Consider the following 15,061-nt stretch of genomic DNA (forward strand, 5'->3'; position numbering starts at 1 on the left):
GAGCTGGCGCGGCAAGTGACCGGGCGGCACGGTGCCGGGCGACTGGTGGCAGGGCGGGCCGGGCGGGCCGGGCGACTGGTGGGCGGTCATCCGAGAGCGGCCTGGAGGCGGGTGGCGACGGGCAGCGGTGGCTGTTCACCCGGCCCGTCGGCCCGTAGGTTCTCCAGCAGGTAGCTCAGGCGCTTGGTGTCCTCGGCCGAGACCGCGAGCGCGGGGAGCAGTTCGGCCAGGCTCCGCTCCGCCTCCGGGTCGCTCTCGGCCGACCGGACCCACCCGGCCAACGCCCAGCGCCCGCTGTTGGTGAGCTCCCGGTCGTTGAGGGTGATCCGCCACAGCGAAGCGAGCGACCGGCGGAGCAGCTCGCCGGGCGTGCCCGGGTCACCCTCGCCCCGGCCGTACTGGTCGAGCAGCAGGGGTCGACCGCCGCCCGCCTCACCCTCGGTGGGCCCGCAGGCGTTGATGAAGCTGCCCAGCACGAACAGCCGGGAGGCACTCTGCTGCGCCAACGGCACGAGAGCGGCCCAGAGTTGAGCTGCCACGCCGATCCCCGTGCCGCCACCCCCGGACTCCTGACCGGACGCCAGCAGGATCACCGAGGCCGCCGCCGCCTGCTCGGTGAGCTCCTTCGACTTCTCCTTCGGTGCCTCCAGCAGGGCCGTGATCGCCGACCCCGGGAAGGCTTCGCCGACCATCGCGTAGGCCCGCACCGCCGTCGCGCGCAACTGCTCGCTCCGGTCCGAGGACCACCCCCGCAGGATCTCCGGCACGTGCGGAGCCTTCATCAGGTGGGCCAGGGCCAGCGCGTTGGCCGCCGCCAGGCGGGCGTGGAAGCGCCGGTCGGCGGCCCAGGGACGGATCAGCAGCGACATCGTGGAGGGCAGGTCCGTCGCGGCCAGCGCCGCCGCCGCGTACGCGGCCCGGGTGCGGACCAGCGCGCGAGGGTCCACCGCCAGCCGCCGGAGCCACTTCACCAGCGCCGGGCGGGCCGAGGGGTGCCCCGTCCAGACCTCGCCGAGCAGGGTGAGCGCGGTCTCCGGGTTGCGGAACTGCAGCTTGGTCTGCGGCACCGCCCCCCATTCGCTCTCCTCCGTCTCCTCGTAGCGGTGGGCCTGGGCGAGTTCGACCCGCTGCGCGCTGGAGCTGCCGAAGACCGGGATGCGAGCAGGTTCGCCGGGGTTCTCGATCTCCTGGAGCAGCCCGAAGAGCACGTCGCTGAGCTCGGCGGTGATCGCGTACGGGCTTTCGTCGAAGGCGGCCAGCGCGATCAGGAAGGCCTGGTCGTGCAGGCCGAGCTCCCCGCGGTCGAACCACTCCCGCACCTGCCGCGCGGCCGCGTAGGGCCCGAACGCGGCCAGCTCCGCCCGGGTGATCCGCTCCTGGGCGTACGCGAGGAGCCGCTCCGCGAAGCCGACCAGCTCGGCGACCGGTCTGCGGTGGCCGATCACCGCCTCGGTCTCCGGGATGGCCAGCAGCTCCGCCGCCTCGGCCGCGCCGATCCCCTCCCGCTCGAGGAGCGCGCCGACCAGCCGCGCCGCCTCCGGCGGCTGCCAGTGGACCGGCCCGTGACCGCCGTGCACCACCGGGTGGGGGCCGACCACGATGACCAGGTAGCTGTCGACGGCCTCGAGCCGCTCGCTCAGTGCCCCCAGGTGGTGTTCGCGCAGCGGGCGTTCGGCGCTGGTGGCGAAGTCGTACAGGACGTGCCCGGTCCGCTCCCGGATCTCGGCGGGCAGCCGGCCGGCCGCGAGCGCTGGGTCCAGCCCGCGGTACGCGGTGGCGCCGACCGTCCGCAGCAGCATCCGTGCGGCGGACCGCCGGCCCGTCCGCGCCGGGCCCGCGAGCACCACCACCCGGTGGCGCCGCAACCGCCCGAGGGCGCGGCCGAACGGGCTGTGGGCCGCCCAGCTCTCGCCCGCCTCACCGGCACCTCCCGCCCCACCGGCGCTTCCCACCTCACCAGCGACCCCCTGCGCGGTGCTCGCGCCCGGTGCGGTGCGCGCCGCCAGGGCCTCCTCCGGCGTGGCCTCCGGGTAGACGAAACACCCGGCCAGCACCTCGACCTCGGTGGCCGGGATCTCGCCGGAGCGCTCCTCCGAGTCACCACCGAGGTGGTACTCGACCTTGCTGCCGCCGAGGATCACATCGCCGGTGACCTTCCCGCCGCTCACCCCGTGCTGGTCACCCCCGACCAGCGAGCCGCCGATCCGCCCGGAGTGGCCGAAGACGATCCCAGGGCTGTGCCGGAGGAGGCCGCGGCGGGAGTCCCAGGCGTGTTCGCTGCTCTCCTCGTTCTCGGCGGACGAGGGGACCGGCCCGTCGGTGGCCGGTGCGGTGTTGCCGTCCGGGCCGTCGGCCCCGGCCGCCGCGCCCTGCGGCGGCTCCGCCCCCGGCCGGGCCTGGCCCGCCGGCTCGTACTGCTCGGGTGCGGTCACGACTCACCCCCGGTCACGCCCCGCTGAATCCGCCCGCCGAGGGTCACGTCGCCGTCCACCCGGGCGTTGCCGCTCACCCCGTGCTGGTCGCCGAAGACGATCGACCCGTTCACCACCGTCCCCGGCGGCAGGTGGAGCACCGGCCCGCCCCGCTCGGGTGCGACCTGAACAGCGGGAGCGACAGCCTGCTCGGGCACAGCGACAGCCGGGCCGGAGGTCGCAGTGGCAGCCGGGCCGGCGGTCACAGCCGCAGCCGAAGCCGCTCCTTCGTACAGCCACCCCCCGAGCACCCCGTCCTTGACCTGCGCCGAGACCTCGCGGAAGTGGCCCGTCCGGATGCCGTGGTGCCCGTGCCGCACCACGCCTTCGTACACCACCGGGCTCACCAGGAGCACGCAGTCCTCCGCCGTCCGCTGCGCCAGCGCCTGCCGCAGCACGTCCGCGTCGAGCAGCCGGCAGGCCTGGTTGAGGTCGTGGCCGACCAGGCCGCCGGTGGTGCGGGTCTGCGGGTCGTGGGCCACCTCGCCGGAGGCGAGCACGATGCGCAGGCGCAGCTGGGCGCTGGCGGAGGCCAGCCGGTTGTAGTCGTGGAGCAGTTCGGGCGTAACGGTGAGCAGGGCTCGCAGCAACCCGGTCTTGGCGACCTCGGCGCCGACCAGCACGATCAGGCCGTCCCCCCGGTCCTCGCGGTACTGCTGGGTGGCCTCCACCCCGGCGGCCAGCAGGGTCTCGTCGACGATCCCGCCCAGCGCCCGCCGCAGGGCGGCCTGGACGAAGTCGTCCCGGCGGCTGAACTTCTCGATGTCGAGGAGGAGCATGGTCTGGGTGACGGGCTCGCGCATGGCTGCCTTCCGCAGGGTGGCCCGGGCCCGGCGGGGCCCGTTCGGACAGTCACAAGGTGTCAGGGCAACGGGGGGTGCGGCGAGGGAAACCAGCACACTCGGAATGTGACCGTATACACAGAACGGCGCTCCCGCCTCCCTCGGTCGTCCACCAAAACTCCTGCTCAGCGCTGCCCCTGACGTGCCATCATCCGCAGCACCTCCGGCCGGATCACCACCAGACCCCGCCGCTCGGTGCGGACGATGCCCCTGTCCCGCAGCCCCTTCAACAGCCGCGCCACCGCCTCCCGGGAGGCGCCCACCGAACCGGCGAGCTCACTCTGCGTCAGCCCCGGGTTGAGATGCACACCCTCCGCCGTCTCCTGCCCGTGACTGCGGATCAGTTCGAGCAGCAGCAGCGCCAGCCGCTCCTGGACGTTGAGCGCCGCGAACTGCACCCGGCGGCGGTCGCTGTCCCGGATCCGGTCCGACACCAGGGCCAGCAACTTCTTCGCCACGCCGGGCCGTTCGTCCAGCAGGGCGTGGAACCGCTCGCCCTCGACGGCCAGCGCCTCCACCTCGCCGAGCGCCGTGACGGTGGCCGATCGCTGCCGCCCGCTGAGCGCCGCCCCCTCGCCGACGATGTCCCCGGGCCCGCGCAGTGCGAGCAGGGCCTCATAACCGTTGGCCGCCGCGGAGGTGACCTTGGTCCAGCCCGAGAGCAGCACCAACACGTGGGCGGAGGGCTCGTGTTCGCGCAGCAGCACCTGCCGGGCGGGGTAGACCATCCGGTCCCCGCTCGCGAGCAGGGCCTGCCTGTCCTCCGCCTCCAGTCGGACCACGAACGGAACCCGGTCCTCGAACTCCATGCCAGCAGAGTACGGCTCGGCGCCGCACCCCCGGCGCCGTACGCCGGAACTGCTCCCGACGTACGGCACCCCGGGACGCTCAGAACGCCGACAGGTCGAGCTCCCGCAGCCGGTCCGGGTCGGTGAGCACGGTGATGTCGGTGATCAGCCCCTCGGCCACGGTGAAGGCCATCACCGAGAGCGGGCCGTCCGGCCCGATGACCACGGCGCCGGCCGCGCCGTTGACCAGCGCCGGGCGGGCGTACGGCGAGAGGCTGCCGAAGGTGACGGCCTGGCTCGCGACCAGCTCCGCGCCGGCCAGCGTCACCGCTCGGCGGGCCCGGCCGGCCGCGCCGTCGGCCCGCAGCACGACCTCGGGGTGCAGCACGCCGACCAGCGCGTCCAGCTTGCCGTCCCGCGCGGCGGCGAAGAAGGCCGACACCACCTCGCGCTGCCGGGTGAGGTCCGGTTCGGGCGCCGGGGCCTTGCCCTGGACGCGGCGGCGAGCCCGGCTGGCGAGCTGCCTGGTCGCGGCCGGGGTCTTGTCGACCAGCGGGGCGATCTCCTCGAACGGCACCGCGAACATGTCGTGCAGCACGAAGGCCAGCCGCTCCGCCGGGCCGAGCGAGTCGAGCACCACCAGCAGCGCCAGGCCGACCGAGTCCGCCAGCAGGGCCTCGTGCTCCGGGTCGGCCCCGCTCTCGGGGCTGATCACCGGATCGGGGATGCGCAGGTCCAGCGCGTCCTCCCGGCGCTGCTCGCGCGAGCGCAGCATGTTGAGGCAGACCCGGGCCACCACCGTGGTGAGCCAGCCCGCCAGGTTCTCCACACTGCTCGTATCGGTGCGGTTGAGCCGTATCCACGCCTCCTGCACGGCGTCGTCCGCCTCGCTGAGCGAGCCCAGCGTCCGGTACGCCAACGCCTTGAGCCGAGGCCGCTGCTGCTCGAACTGCTCCGTCAGCCCACCCGGCTCGTCCACGCTGCTCACCCTTCGCAGTGACATGTACCGACATTCCCCCCTTGTCGCGGCATTGGCGTACCGGGGCCGGACGTACACCCCCGTTCACCCTGGCCAGCCCAGCGTGACGCATACTGGTCCGGTCGATCGTGGCGGGGGGCATCTGGAACGGGCCTCGACCACTCGTGTCACGGGGGAGCAACCATGGCTCTGTTCAAGCAGGTTCGAATACAGAACGGGAAGGCGGGCTGGTACGCCGCGATTTCGGCGCTGGTCGCGGGGGCACTCGTCCTCAGGCTGGCGGGGCACGCGTTCCAGACGGTCGACTACACCTGGTTCCTGCACTCCTGGTACAAGCACCTGGACACCCACGGCGGCTTCCGCGCGCTGGACGACACCAGCTTCGCCGACTACAACGTGCCGTACCTCTACCTCCTCGCGGCCCTCACGTACCTGCCGGTCAAGGCGCTGACCGGGATCAAGCTGATCTCGGTCGCCTTCGACCTGCTGCTGGCCTACTACGTGTACCGGATCGTCGCGCTGCGGCACCTCGGCCACCGGGCCGTGCTGGCCGGGATGGCCGCCCTGCTGCTGCCCTCGGTGATCGCGAACGGCGCCTGGTGGGCGCAGTCCGACTCGATCTACACCGCCTTCATCGTCGGCGGGGTCTACTACGTCCTGCGGCAGCGGCCCTGGTGGGCCTGCACGTTCTTCGGGCTGGCGCTGGCCTTCAAGCTGCAGGCCATCTTCATCGCCCCGTTCGTGCTGGTGATGCTGCTGCTCGGCCGGGTGCCGTGGCGCACGCTGCTGGCCGTTCCCGCCACCTACCTGGCCCTGGACCTGCCCGCGCTGCTGCTCGGCCACGACCCGGTCAAGCTGTTCACCGTCTACGCCCGCCAGACCGGCACCTACCAGGCGCTCACCCTCAACGCGCCCTCGGTCTACCAGTTCATCTCCGTGACCGGCCATGACGACCAGATCCGCCGGCTGGGCATGCTGGCCACCGTCGCGGCCGTCCTCGGCCTCACCGCGCTGGCCGTCTTCTCCCGCACGGGCCTGGCCACCATGCGGGCCCGCGGCGCCCAGTGGGTGCTGACCCGGCGCCGGGTGGTGCTGCTGGCCACCGCCTCGGTGCTGCTGGTGCCCTTCCTGCTGCCCTCGATGCACGAGCGGTACTTCTACCCGGCCGACATTCTCGCCCTGATCGCGGCCTTCGAACTGCCCCGCCGCCTCTGGCCGCTGCCGCTGCTGACGCAGCTGTCCTCCTTCGGCTCCTACCTGCTCTACCTGCGCCACCCCGCCGCCCCGCCGAACCCGATGCCGCAGATGGCCGTCTACGCCACCGCGACGGCGCTCGCGCTCGGCCTGGTGCTCTGGGCCCTGGCGGCGGACTTCCGGCTCGGCCCCCAGCCCGGCCGGACCTCGCAGGACTCGCAGCCCTCCCAGGACTCGCAGCAGGCGCGCCGTCGCCCGGGCATCCGCCGCAAGCCGGCCGTCCGCAGCTGACCGGAGCAGCCCGGCCGCGCCGTCACTGACCGGAGCAGCCCGGCCACTCCGTCACCATCCGAAGCGGGCCACGCAGTGCCAGACCCGCTTGAGGCCCTGCGGGTCGTGGCGGCCGGTACGGACGGCGTCGCCGATGATCCGGGCGTCGATCAGCCCGCGCTCCGCGATCTCGGCACCCAGCTCGACGAACTCCGGCCCCCGGTACTCCGGGTGCCGGCGCAGTTCGTCGACGGTGAGGCGGAAGCCGCCGTGCCACTCCACCGGGAAGGGCAGCGCGGCGGCCGCCTCCGCCACGGCGGTCCCCCGGTAACAGGGGTCGAGCACGATCGCCTCCACGTCCCGCTCCAGCACCACCGGCCCGTGCACCTGGGCCTCGATGTAGTCGTCCAGCACGTCCTGCTCGTCCGCCTCGGCCAGCTCGATCAGGTGCATCCCGGCAGCCACCCCGAAGTCGGTGGGTTCGGTGAAGCTGTCCGGATAGCAGAAGCTGGCCCGGCCGAGCACCTCGGCGGTCAGCCGCAGGTGGGCCGAGCCGAAGCGCGGGGCCGCACCGAAGGGGCGCCCGCGGTGGTTCAGCGCGCCGTACACCGGCCGGTCCGCGGCGGGCGCGTCGTCGTACGCACCCCCGAAGATCCGGCTCTCCCAGCGCCAGCGGTCCCCGCCGGGGTGGGCCGTGAGGCCGCCGTTGCTGGTGCCGGTGACGAACTGCGAGCGGTACGCCCCGTCCTCGGCGAGCTGCCGCAGGATCGGGCGCCCGGCGCTCTCCCGGTCGGGGTGGAAGTTGAGGGTCAGCCGCAGCGAGGCCTCCAGGGGCCGGCCGGCCGAGCGCGCCGCGACGTGGGCCAGCGCCCGCTCCTGCGCCTGAGTGGAAGTCCGAGTCATCGCAGCAGTCTGCCGGGCACCGCCACCCGCCCGCACGCCAATACCCGGGGCGACCGGACGGCTACCTTGAGTGGCGGGCCGCTCTGCTTGCCCCTAGCTTCGAGCCGGTGCCTGCGGGCGCCGACCAGTTCCGAAGTGTCTCCGGAAGGCAGGCCACGCCCCGATGCCGACTCGTCCCTCCCACGTCCTCCCGGTCGCTGCGGCCGCCCTGCTCACCTGTCTGGGCGCAGCCCCGCCCGCCTTCGCGGGGGGCGGGGCGAACTGGCACCTGGTCCACCCCGGTGAGTCGATCCAGCAGGCCGTGGACGCGGCCCGGCCCGGTGACGGGGTGCTGGTGCTGCCCGGCACGTACCGGGAGAGCGTGCGGATCACCACGCCGCACCTGACCCTGCGGGGCCTGGGCCCCGGCACCGTGCTGGCCCCCGCGGAGCAGCGCGCGGGGGAGCCAGCCCCGGCCCCCGCCGCCTCCTGCGCCGCGGCCGGCCACGGCATCTGCGTGGACGGCACCCCGGCCGCCCCGCTGCTCGGGGTGACGGTCGCCGATCTGACCGTCCGGGGCTACCCGAAGAACGGCATCGACGCCTCCGGCACCGACGGCCTGGTGGTCCGCGGCGTGCACGCCCTGGACAACGGGCAGCAGGGCATCAGCCAGGAGAAGTCCGTCCGCGCGGTGGTCCAGGGCAACGTGGCCCGGGGCAACGGCCAGGCCGGGGTCTTCCTGGCCAACGCCGCCTACGAGGAGGGCGGCGCGATCGACACCCGCGGCACGGTGATCGGCGAGAACGAGCTGAGCGGCAACCGGCTGGGCGTGGTCGTCCGCCGGGCCCGGGAGCTGACGGTCGAGCACAACGAGGTGCACGGCAACTGCGGCGGTGTCTTCGTCATCGGCGACGAGAACGTCCCCCGGGCCGGTGCGCTGACGGTGCGCCGCAACCACGTGCACGAGAACAACAAGTACTGCCCGCCCAACCCCCGGCTGGCCTTCATCCAGGGCAGCGGCATCATGCTGACCGGCGCCGAGGACACCCGCGTCACCGAGAACCGGGTCGAGGGCAACACCGGCACCTCGCCGATGTCCGGCGGGATCGTGCTGCTGCACAGCCTGGTCGGCTCGCCGAACGCGCGGATCAGCGTCACCGACAACCTCGCCCTGAACAACGGCCCGGCCGACCTCGCCGACCGGGACACCGGCCCCGGCAACACCTTCACCGGCAACACCTGCGGCGTCTCCGAGCCCGCCGGGCACTGCTGAGCACACCCCCAGAGAAGAGAGGTGGCCATGACCACCACCACCCCACAGGCCAAGATGCGGCTGCGCGAACTGGTCTTCGGCGCGGCCTGCGCCGCCGCCGTCCGCGCCGCCGCCCAGCTGCGCGTCGCCGACGCACTCGGCGAACAGCCGATGAAAGTCCAGGAGTTGGCCCAGAAGGTCGGTGCAGATCCGCGCTCGCTGCGGCGGCTGCTGCGAGCCCTGGCCTGCTACGGCGTCTTCACCGAGACCGACGAGGACAGCTACGCGCACACCGACATGTCCCGCCAGCTGCGCGAGGACGCGCCGGACAGCCTGCACTACATCGCCCTCTGGTGCACCGAACCGTGGACCTGGCAGGCCTGGCCCCGGCTGGAGGACGCCGTCCGCACCGGCCGCTCCGTCTTCCCCGAGCTGTACGGCCGGGAGTTCTTCGACTACCTGCACAGCGGCGAGGCCACCGAGTCGGCCCGGGTCTTCGACCAGGCGATGACGCACTCCAGCCGCCAGTCGGCGGCCGACCTGGCCGGCTTCCTCGACCTCACCGGCATCAGCTCGGTGGTCGACATCGGCGGTGGCCAGGGCCAGGCGCTGGCCGCCCTGCTGACCAAGCACCCCACCCTGCGCGGCACCCTGCTCGACCTGCCCCAGGTGGTCGCCCAGGCCGACCCCCGGCTGCACCCGGGCGGCGAACTGGGCGACCGGGCAAGCCTGGTGGGCGGCGACTGCCGCGATTCGATCCCGGTCGAGGCGGACCTCTACCTGATCAAGAACATCCTGGAGTGGGACGACGACTCCACCCGCCGCACGCTGGCCAACGTGCTGGCGGTGGCCCGCCCCGGCGCCCGCGTCGTGGTGGTGGAGAACCTGGTGGACGACAGCCCCTCGATGCGCTTCACCACCGCGATGGACCTGCTCCTGCTGCTCAACGTCGGCGGCGCCAAGCACACCCGGGAGAGCCTGCTCACCCTGCTCGCCGAGGCCGGCCTGCGGGTGGACGGCGTCCGCCCGGTCAACCCGTACCTGCACGCCTTCGAGGCCCAAGTGCCATAAAAGGCGCATGAAGAGGGGCGCGAGGATCGATCCTCGCGCCCCTCTTCCGTACCCGGCCTCAGCGCTCCCAGCGGTAGAACTCGTGGGCCATCGCATCCTTGGGCTCCCGCCAGGTGGCCGGGTCGTAGGCCTGGACGAAGGCGGTGAGCTGCTGGCTGACCTCGCGGAACTCGGGGTGCTTGGTGTACTTGGCGACCTCCGGGCCGGGCTGGCGCTCGGCCTCGATCAGGTGCAGGTAGAGGTCACCGAACTGGAACAGGCTGCGGCCGGTCACACCGATCAGGTGCGGCAGCTCGCCCTGGTCCGAGGTCTCGAAGACCTTGGCGATGTCGGGGGCCGCGCCGGGGTTCATCCGGGCGACGATCAGGGCGCGGTGCACGGCGATCAGCCCTCCCCCGCCCGCTTCTCGACCTTGTCCCGGATGAGCTCCATCTGGACGCGGGAGTTGCGGTTGATGTGGTTGGTCATCCCGTCGTCGTCCACGGGGGCGGTGGGCTTCATGGCGAAGTCCTGGATCCACCGCATCCTGGTGCCGGCCGGCACCTCGGCGTACTCCCAGCGGATCTCCATGAACTCGAACGGGCCCGGCTCCACCCGGCGGGCCCGCACCGCGAGCGCGTCGCGGTCGGTCTCCCGCTCGGAGACCCAGCTCCAGACGGCGCCGTTCTCGTCCGGGTGCATGGTCAGCCGGAAGGTGGTGCGCTCGCCCTCGCGGCCGAGCACCTCGACGGAGGCGTACTCGCTGAACAGCTGCGGCCAGTTCTCCAGGTCGTTGGTCATCTCCCAGACCAGGTCGACCGGGGCCGCGATGAGGATCTCGTTGTCGGTGTGGCCCGGCATCTCAGACCCCCTTCATCGCGGCGGCGTTGACGTTGTCCAGCAACTCGGCGGGCGTGCGCGGCAGTTCGCTGCCGAGCTGGAGCCCGAAGCGGTTCTCCAGCTCGGCGATCAGGCCGAGCACCCCGAGCGAGTCGACGCCCAGCTCGTCGAAGCCGATCCCGGGTTCGCCGATCCGCTCCGGGTCGACGGTGACGCCGGCCTTGGCGTGGATCAGCTGGGCGAGCTGGTCGTAAGTGAGGTCCATCAGAGGTCTCCTAGCGGGAATCAGTACGGGCGGCGCAGTACGAGCGCCGCGTTGGAGCCCATCAGCCCCCGGCTGAGCACCAGGGCGGTGCGCAGCTCGGCGGCGCGGGCGTGGCCGGTCACCAGGTCGAGGTCGTGGCAGATCTCGGTGACGTTCGGCGTGGGTGGGATGAGGCTCTGTTCCATGGCGAGCACGGCGGCGGCGGTGTCGATCATCGGTGCGCCGCAGTAGGCCCGCCCGGTACCGGCTTTGGGGGCGGTGACGGGGACGAACTCGGCGTGCTCGCCGAGCGCGTCGGCCAGCGCCAGCACCTCGGCACGGTCGGCCTCGGGCAGGCCGAGGGCGTCGGCGAAGACCACGTCGATCTCGTCCGGCGCGCAGCGGGCCTCCTCGAGGGCCCCCCGGATGGCGTGCGCCAGGCCCGCGCGGGAGGCGGCCCAGGCCGAGGGGCCGGTGAAGGTGGCGGCGTGGCCCGCGAGTTCGGCCCGGATCCGGGCCCCGCGCTGCCGTGCGCAGCTCTCGTCCTCGACCACGAACATCGCCCCGCCCTCGGCCGGCACGAAGCCGCTCGCCTTCGGGCTGAACGGCAGGTAGGCCCGCTCCGGATCGGTGGCGAGGCTCAGTTCGGGGTAGCCGAGCTGGCAGACCACCGAGTACGGGGCCAGCGGCGCCTCGGCGGCGCCGACCACCACGGTGTCGGTGCCGCGCCGCACCGTCCGGACGGCGTGGGCCAGCGCGTCCAGGCCGCCTGCCTCGTCGCTGGCCACCACCGCGCAGGGGCCCTTGAAGCCGCCGCGGATGGAGATCTGGCCGGTGGAGGCGGCGTAGAACCAGGCGATGGACTGGTACGGGCCGACGAACTGCGGCCCCTGGCCCCAAAGTTGCTGCAGCTCGCGCTGGCCGAACTCGCCGCCGCCGGAGCCCGCCGCCGTCACCACGCCGATCCCGAAGGGTGGTTGGCCCTCCCGGTCCAGCCTGGCATCCTCCAGGGCGAGGTCCGCGGCGGCCATCGCGTAGTGGGTGAACCGGTCGGTCTGCACCAGGTAGCGCCCCTCGACCGCCTCCTCGGCGTCGAAGCCGCTCACCTGGCCGGCCACCTTGAGCGGCAGCTGCTCGCAGCCCTCCCGGGTGACCGGGCCCAGCACGCTGCGGCCCTCGCGGGTGGCCTTCCAGAAGTCGTCGGCGCCGACGCCGTTGGGCGCGATCACGCCGATGCCGGTCAGCACGGCCCGGCGGCCGGGCAGGATCGCCGTCATGCCGCCACCCCCGCCCGCTTGAGCACCACGGCGGACTGGAACCCGCCGAAGCCGCTGCCGACCGAGAGCACGTTGCGCAGCCGGGCCGGTCTGGCCTCCCTGGGCACGTAGTCGAGGTCGCACTCCGGGTCCGGCGTCTCGTAGTTGGCGGTCGGCGGCACCACGTGGTGCACCATCGCCAGGACACAGGCGGCCAGTTCGATCGCGCCGATCGCGCCGAGCGAGTGGCCGACCATCGACTTGATCGAGCTCATCGGGGTCGCGTACGCGTGGCTGCCCAGCGAGCGCTTGACGGCGGCCGTCTCGTGCCGGTCGTTCTGCTTGGTGCCCGAGCCGTGCGCGTTGACGTAGTCGATCTCGCTGCCGTCCACCCGGGCGTGGGCCAGTGCCCGGTCGATCGCCTCGGACATCTCCCGGCCCTCCTGGGTCAGCCCGGTCATGTGGTAAGCGTTCCCGAAGGTGGCGAACCCGCCTATCTCGCACAACACTTGGGCCCCGCGCCGACGGGCGTGGCCGAGCTCCTCCAGGATCAGCACCGCGCCGCCCTCGCCCAGCACGAAGCCGTCCCGGTCCGCGTCGAACGGGCGGGAGGCGTGCGCGGGATCGTCGTTGCGCTCCGAGGTGGCGTGGATGGCGTCGAAGCAGGCCACGGTGATCGGGGAGATCGGCGAATCGGCCGCCCCGGCCACGCACAGGTCCGCGCGGCCGTCCTCGATCGCCTGGAAGCCGTAGCCGATCGCGTCCAGCCCCGAGGTGCAGCCGGTCGAGACGGTCTGCACCGGCCCGCGCGCGCCCACCCGCTCGGCCACCGCCGAGGCCAGGGTGGAGGGCGAGAACGCCCGGTGCAGGTGCGGATCGGCCCGGCGGTGGTCCACCGCCCAGTGCGCGCCCCGGCCGCTGACGGCCGTGTAGTCGTGCTCCAGCCGGGTGGTGCCGCCCACGGCGGTGCCGAGCGAGACGGCCAGGCGCCACGGGTCGAGCGCCGCGAGGTCCAGGCCCGCGTGGCGCACCGCCTCGTCGGCGGCGGCCAGCGCGAACTGCACGTACCGGTCGGAGCGGGCCACCAGCGCCTCGTCCAGGCCGCAGGCGGCCGGGTCGAAGTCGCACTCGGCGGCGATCCGGGAGCGGAAGCCGGCCGGGTCGAAGAGGGTGATGCCCCGGGTCGCCGTCCGCCCGGCGGTCAGCAGCTCCCAGAAGGCGGGAGCGCCGATGCCGCCGGGGGCGACGATGCCCACCCCGGTGACGGCCACCCGCCTGGTCATGCGACGACCCCACTGGGCGCGGGGTGTTCCGGCGGCTGGGCGCCTTCGGCCGCCTCGGTGCTGACGTGCCCGAGGTCGGGGCGCGGCGCGAGCGGGCCGAGGTGGAAGACCATCCGGGCCTCGGTGCGGCCGACGTTGCGGAACCGGTGCCGCATCTCGATCGGGATCATCAGCCCGTGGTCGGGCTCCAGCCGGTGCGGCTCCCCGTCCAGGTCCACCTCCAGCTCACCGCTGACCACGTACACGAACTCCTCCGAGTACGGGTGGTAGTGCTCGGCGATCCGCTCACCGGGCTGGACGATCGCCAGGCCCATGAATCCGCTGGTGGCGCCGACCGCGGTCGGGGTGAGCATGGGCCGCAGATCGGCGCCGTGGCGGCGGTTGGACGGGGCCTCGTCGATGTGCACGATGCGGGGGTACGGGGTGGTCATCTCGGGCTCCTCAAGCAGTGGGAAGACGTGGGGTTCAGGCGCCTTTCGCGCGCCGGTCGGTGACCAGGGCCATCGCGCACCCGGCGGCGTACCGGGCCATGCCCTGCGGGCTGCGCAGGTCGTGCCCGCCGAGCTCGGTGAGCCGGGCCAGCACGCCCGAAGCGCGCGGGCCGACCACGCCGAGCGCCAGCGCGGGCACCGACTCGGGATCGGCCGTCAGGTCGACCACCCGCACCACGGTGTCCTCGCGCTGGAAGACCGTGCTGCCGGCGAACGGGTGGCCGCCCTCGCGCACAGCCAGCTCGTCCTGCCGGGCGAGCAGCGCGGCCACCGCGGCGCCGCAGCCGGGCCGGACGGGGTAGAGCAGGGCGTGCCGGGTCACCTTGCCGCTCACCCGGTCGGCGGCGGTGTGGTGCACGGCGGGCAGCGCGGCGCGCATGAAGAAGGCGCGGGCCGAGTCCGGGTCGGTCAGATCACGGTCCTGCTCCAGGTACGGGTTGATCGCCTCCTCCACCGCGCGCACCTCGGGCTGCATCGCGACGTGCCGCAGGGCCGCCCCGAGGTCGCCCTCGACCTCCACCGAACGGACCACCCGGTTGCCGCGCATGAACAGCGAGGTGCGGGCCAGCCGGGTGCGCTCGTCCACCCGGGCGGCCGGGGAGCTGTAGCCCGCGAGCAGGCGGGCCACCTCGGGCTCGCTGCCGGGCTTCACGGTGAAGGTCAGCGCGTGCCGCACCACGCCGTCGAGCACCGGCTGCTGGGTGGAGTCGAAGGTCTCGCTGCCGGAGGTCTCGCGCATGACGCTGAACCGCAGGCTCCGGGTGTCCCGGACACAGCCGTGCAGCGGCTTCACCATCGCGCGGTGGGCCTCGCTGTCCACCCAGGCCAGGAACGGCTGCGCGCTCTCCCACTCGCTGGTGATCAGCCACTGCGAGGGGTCCTCGATGGACTGGCAGAGCTGGTCGGTGACGTGGCCCGGCACGGCCGCCACCTGGTGGCGCAGCTGCTCGTACGCCTCCAGGAAGCGCTGCTGGGCGCCGTCCATGATGTCGCAGAGCAGCACGACGCGGAGCCGGGTGGTGGTGTGCGCGGGCCGACGGGCCGGGGCGTGGGTCAGGGTGGTCATGTATCCGTCTCTCCTTGGACGTCCACGGCGGCGGCGCGGGCCCGGACCTCGAAGGGTGACCGGGCGTGACGAGTGGCCGGTGACCGGTCCGGGAGGGCGGGTCGACGCTCGGTGACCGCCGCTGAAACCTAGGCTCGATCGTGCGGGGAGCAC

15 protein-coding genes are annotated in these 15,061 nt (G+C 73.4%); 3 read left to right on the forward strand and 12 right to left on the reverse strand.

Features of this window, described 5'->3' with window-relative positions:
• Positions 1 to 86: 86 nt before the first annotated feature.
• The 4 genes from ABT095_RS32565 to ABT095_RS32580 form a co-directional block, all read right to left on the reverse strand.
• The gene (locus tag ABT095_RS32565) at positions 87 to 2,432 is read right to left on the reverse strand and encodes a hypothetical protein (protein WP_350533174.1); all 2,346 of its coding nucleotides are present in this window, start codon (positions 2,430 to 2,432) and stop codon (positions 87 to 89) included.
• Positions 2,429 to 3,274, reverse strand: a complete 846-nt coding sequence (locus ABT095_RS32570; protein WP_350533175.1) for a hypothetical protein — start codon at positions 3,272 to 3,274, stop codon at positions 2,429 to 2,431. The genes ABT095_RS32565 and ABT095_RS32570 overlap by 4 nt, the downstream gene beginning before the upstream one ends.
• A 164-nt stretch (positions 3,275 to 3,438) precedes the next feature.
• Complete coding sequence (locus ABT095_RS32575; RefSeq protein ID WP_350533176.1) at positions 3,439 to 4,122, reverse strand: Crp/Fnr family transcriptional regulator; 684 nt, start codon at positions 4,120 to 4,122, stop codon at positions 3,439 to 3,441.
• Positions 4,123 to 4,201: 79 nt separating this feature from the next.
• Complete coding sequence (locus ABT095_RS32580) at positions 4,202 to 5,080, reverse strand: sigma-70 family RNA polymerase sigma factor (RefSeq protein ID WP_350533177.1); 879 nt, start codon at positions 5,078 to 5,080, stop codon at positions 4,202 to 4,204.
• A gap of 183 nt (positions 5,081 to 5,263) precedes the next feature.
• On the opposite strand from ABT095_RS32580, the gene ABT095_RS32585 reads away from it, so the two are divergent.
• Positions 5,264 to 6,565 carry a glycosyltransferase 87 family protein gene (locus ABT095_RS32585; RefSeq protein ID WP_350533178.1) on the forward strand — a complete coding sequence of 434 codons (1,302 nt, stop codon included), beginning with the start codon at positions 5,264 to 5,266 and terminating at the stop codon, positions 6,563 to 6,565.
• 51 nt (positions 6,566 to 6,616) lie between these two features.
• On the opposite strand, the gene ABT095_RS32590 is transcribed toward ABT095_RS32585, so the two are convergent.
• On the reverse strand, positions 6,617 to 7,447 hold the full coding sequence (locus ABT095_RS32590) for a DUF3626 domain-containing protein (protein WP_350533179.1): 831 nt from the start codon (positions 7,445 to 7,447) through the stop codon (positions 6,617 to 6,619).
• Between the two features lie 163 nt (positions 7,448 to 7,610).
• On the opposite strand from ABT095_RS32590, the gene ABT095_RS32595 reads away from it, so the two are divergent.
• Together ABT095_RS32595 and ABT095_RS32600 are read left to right on the forward strand one after the other, a co-directional pair.
• Complete coding sequence (locus ABT095_RS32595) at positions 7,611 to 8,699, forward strand: right-handed parallel beta-helix repeat-containing protein (protein WP_350533180.1); 1,089 nt, start codon at positions 7,611 to 7,613, stop codon at positions 8,697 to 8,699.
• Between the two features lie 27 nt (positions 8,700 to 8,726).
• Positions 8,727 to 9,749: a methyltransferase gene (locus tag ABT095_RS32600; protein ID WP_350533181.1), complete on the forward strand. Its 1,023-nt coding sequence runs from the start codon at positions 8,727 to 8,729 to the stop codon at positions 9,747 to 9,749.
• 58 nt (positions 9,750 to 9,807) lie between these two features.
• On the opposite strand, the gene ABT095_RS32605 is transcribed toward ABT095_RS32600, so the two are convergent.
• From ABT095_RS32605 to ABT095_RS32635, 7 genes are read right to left on the reverse strand one after another with little or no spacing between them, the layout of a single operon-like run.
• Positions 9,808 to 10,128 (reverse strand): TcmI family type II polyketide cyclase, encoded by a 321-nt coding sequence (locus ABT095_RS32605; protein ID WP_350533182.1) that lies wholly within the window; start codon positions 10,126 to 10,128, stop codon positions 9,808 to 9,810.
• Between the two features lie 5 nt (positions 10,129 to 10,133).
• A complete protein-coding gene (locus ABT095_RS32610) occupies positions 10,134 to 10,589 on the reverse strand; it encodes an SRPBCC family protein (protein WP_350533183.1) in 456 nt (151 codons plus the stop codon).
• Position 10,590: 1 nt separating this feature from the next.
• A complete protein-coding gene (locus ABT095_RS32615; protein WP_350533184.1) occupies positions 10,591 to 10,833 on the reverse strand; it encodes an acyl carrier protein in 243 nt (80 codons plus the stop codon).
• A 20-nt stretch (positions 10,834 to 10,853) separates the two neighbouring features.
• Positions 10,854 to 12,089, reverse strand: coding sequence for a ketosynthase chain-length factor (locus tag ABT095_RS32620; RefSeq protein WP_350533185.1), 1,236 nt, complete (start codon positions 12,087 to 12,089; stop codon positions 10,854 to 10,856).
• The gene (locus ABT095_RS32625; RefSeq protein WP_350533186.1) at positions 12,086 to 13,351 is read right to left on the reverse strand and encodes a beta-ketoacyl-[acyl-carrier-protein] synthase family protein; all 1,266 of its coding nucleotides are present in this window, start codon (positions 13,349 to 13,351) and stop codon (positions 12,086 to 12,088) included. Before ABT095_RS32625 ends, ABT095_RS32620 begins: the two co-directional genes overlap by 4 nt.
• Positions 13,348 to 13,782, reverse strand: coding sequence for a cupin domain-containing protein (locus tag ABT095_RS32630; RefSeq protein WP_350533187.1), 435 nt, complete (start codon positions 13,780 to 13,782; stop codon positions 13,348 to 13,350). The genes ABT095_RS32625 and ABT095_RS32630 overlap by 4 nt, the downstream gene beginning before the upstream one ends.
• Before the next feature lie 34 nt (positions 13,783 to 13,816).
• Positions 13,817 to 14,908, reverse strand: coding sequence for a SchA/CurD-like domain-containing protein (locus tag ABT095_RS32635; protein ID WP_350533188.1), 1,092 nt, complete (start codon positions 14,906 to 14,908; stop codon positions 13,817 to 13,819).
• Between the last annotated feature and the right edge of the window lie 153 nt (positions 14,909 to 15,061).

Origin of the sequence: Kitasatospora sp. NPDC002227 (genome assembly GCF_040296285.1) — a bacterium.
Lineage (GTDB): Bacteria > Actinomycetota > Actinomycetes > Streptomycetales > Streptomycetaceae > Kitasatospora.

Coding starts and splice junctions, on each gene's coding strand:
- ABT095_RS32570 (WP_350533175.1), bottom strand. CDS start 3,274: ATGCGCGAGCCCGTCACCCAGACCATGCTCCTCCTCGACATCGAGAAG.
- ABT095_RS32575 (WP_350533176.1), bottom strand. CDS start 4,122: ATGGAGTTCGAGGACCGGGTTCCGTTCGTGGTCCGACTGGAGGCGGAG.
- ABT095_RS32585 (WP_350533178.1), top strand. CDS start 5,264: ATGGCTCTGTTCAAGCAGGTTCGAATACAGAACGGGAAGGCGGGCTGG.
- ABT095_RS32590 (WP_350533179.1), bottom strand. CDS start 7,447: ATGACTCGGACTTCCACTCAGGCGCAGGAGCGGGCGCTGGCCCACGTC.
- ABT095_RS32595 (WP_350533180.1), top strand. CDS start 7,611: ATGCCGACTCGTCCCTCCCACGTCCTCCCGGTCGCTGCGGCCGCCCTG.
- ABT095_RS32600 (WP_350533181.1), top strand. CDS start 8,727: ATGACCACCACCACCCCACAGGCCAAGATGCGGCTGCGCGAACTGGTC.
- ABT095_RS32610 (WP_350533183.1), bottom strand. CDS start 10,589: ATGCCGGGCCACACCGACAACGAGATCCTCATCGCGGCCCCGGTCGAC.
- ABT095_RS32615 (WP_350533184.1), bottom strand. CDS start 10,833: ATGGACCTCACTTACGACCAGCTCGCCCAGCTGATCCACGCCAAGGCC.
- ABT095_RS32620 (WP_350533185.1), bottom strand. CDS start 12,089: ATGACGGCGATCCTGCCCGGCCGCCGGGCCGTGCTGACCGGCATCGGC.
- ABT095_RS32625 (WP_350533186.1), bottom strand. CDS start 13,351: ATGACCAGGCGGGTGGCCGTCACCGGGGTGGGCATCGTCGCCCCCGGC.
- ABT095_RS32630 (WP_350533187.1), bottom strand. CDS start 13,782: ATGACCACCCCGTACCCCCGCATCGTGCACATCGACGAGGCCCCGTCC.
- ABT095_RS32635 (WP_350533188.1), bottom strand. CDS start 14,908: ATGACCACCCTGACCCACGCCCCGGCCCGTCGGCCCGCGCACACCACC.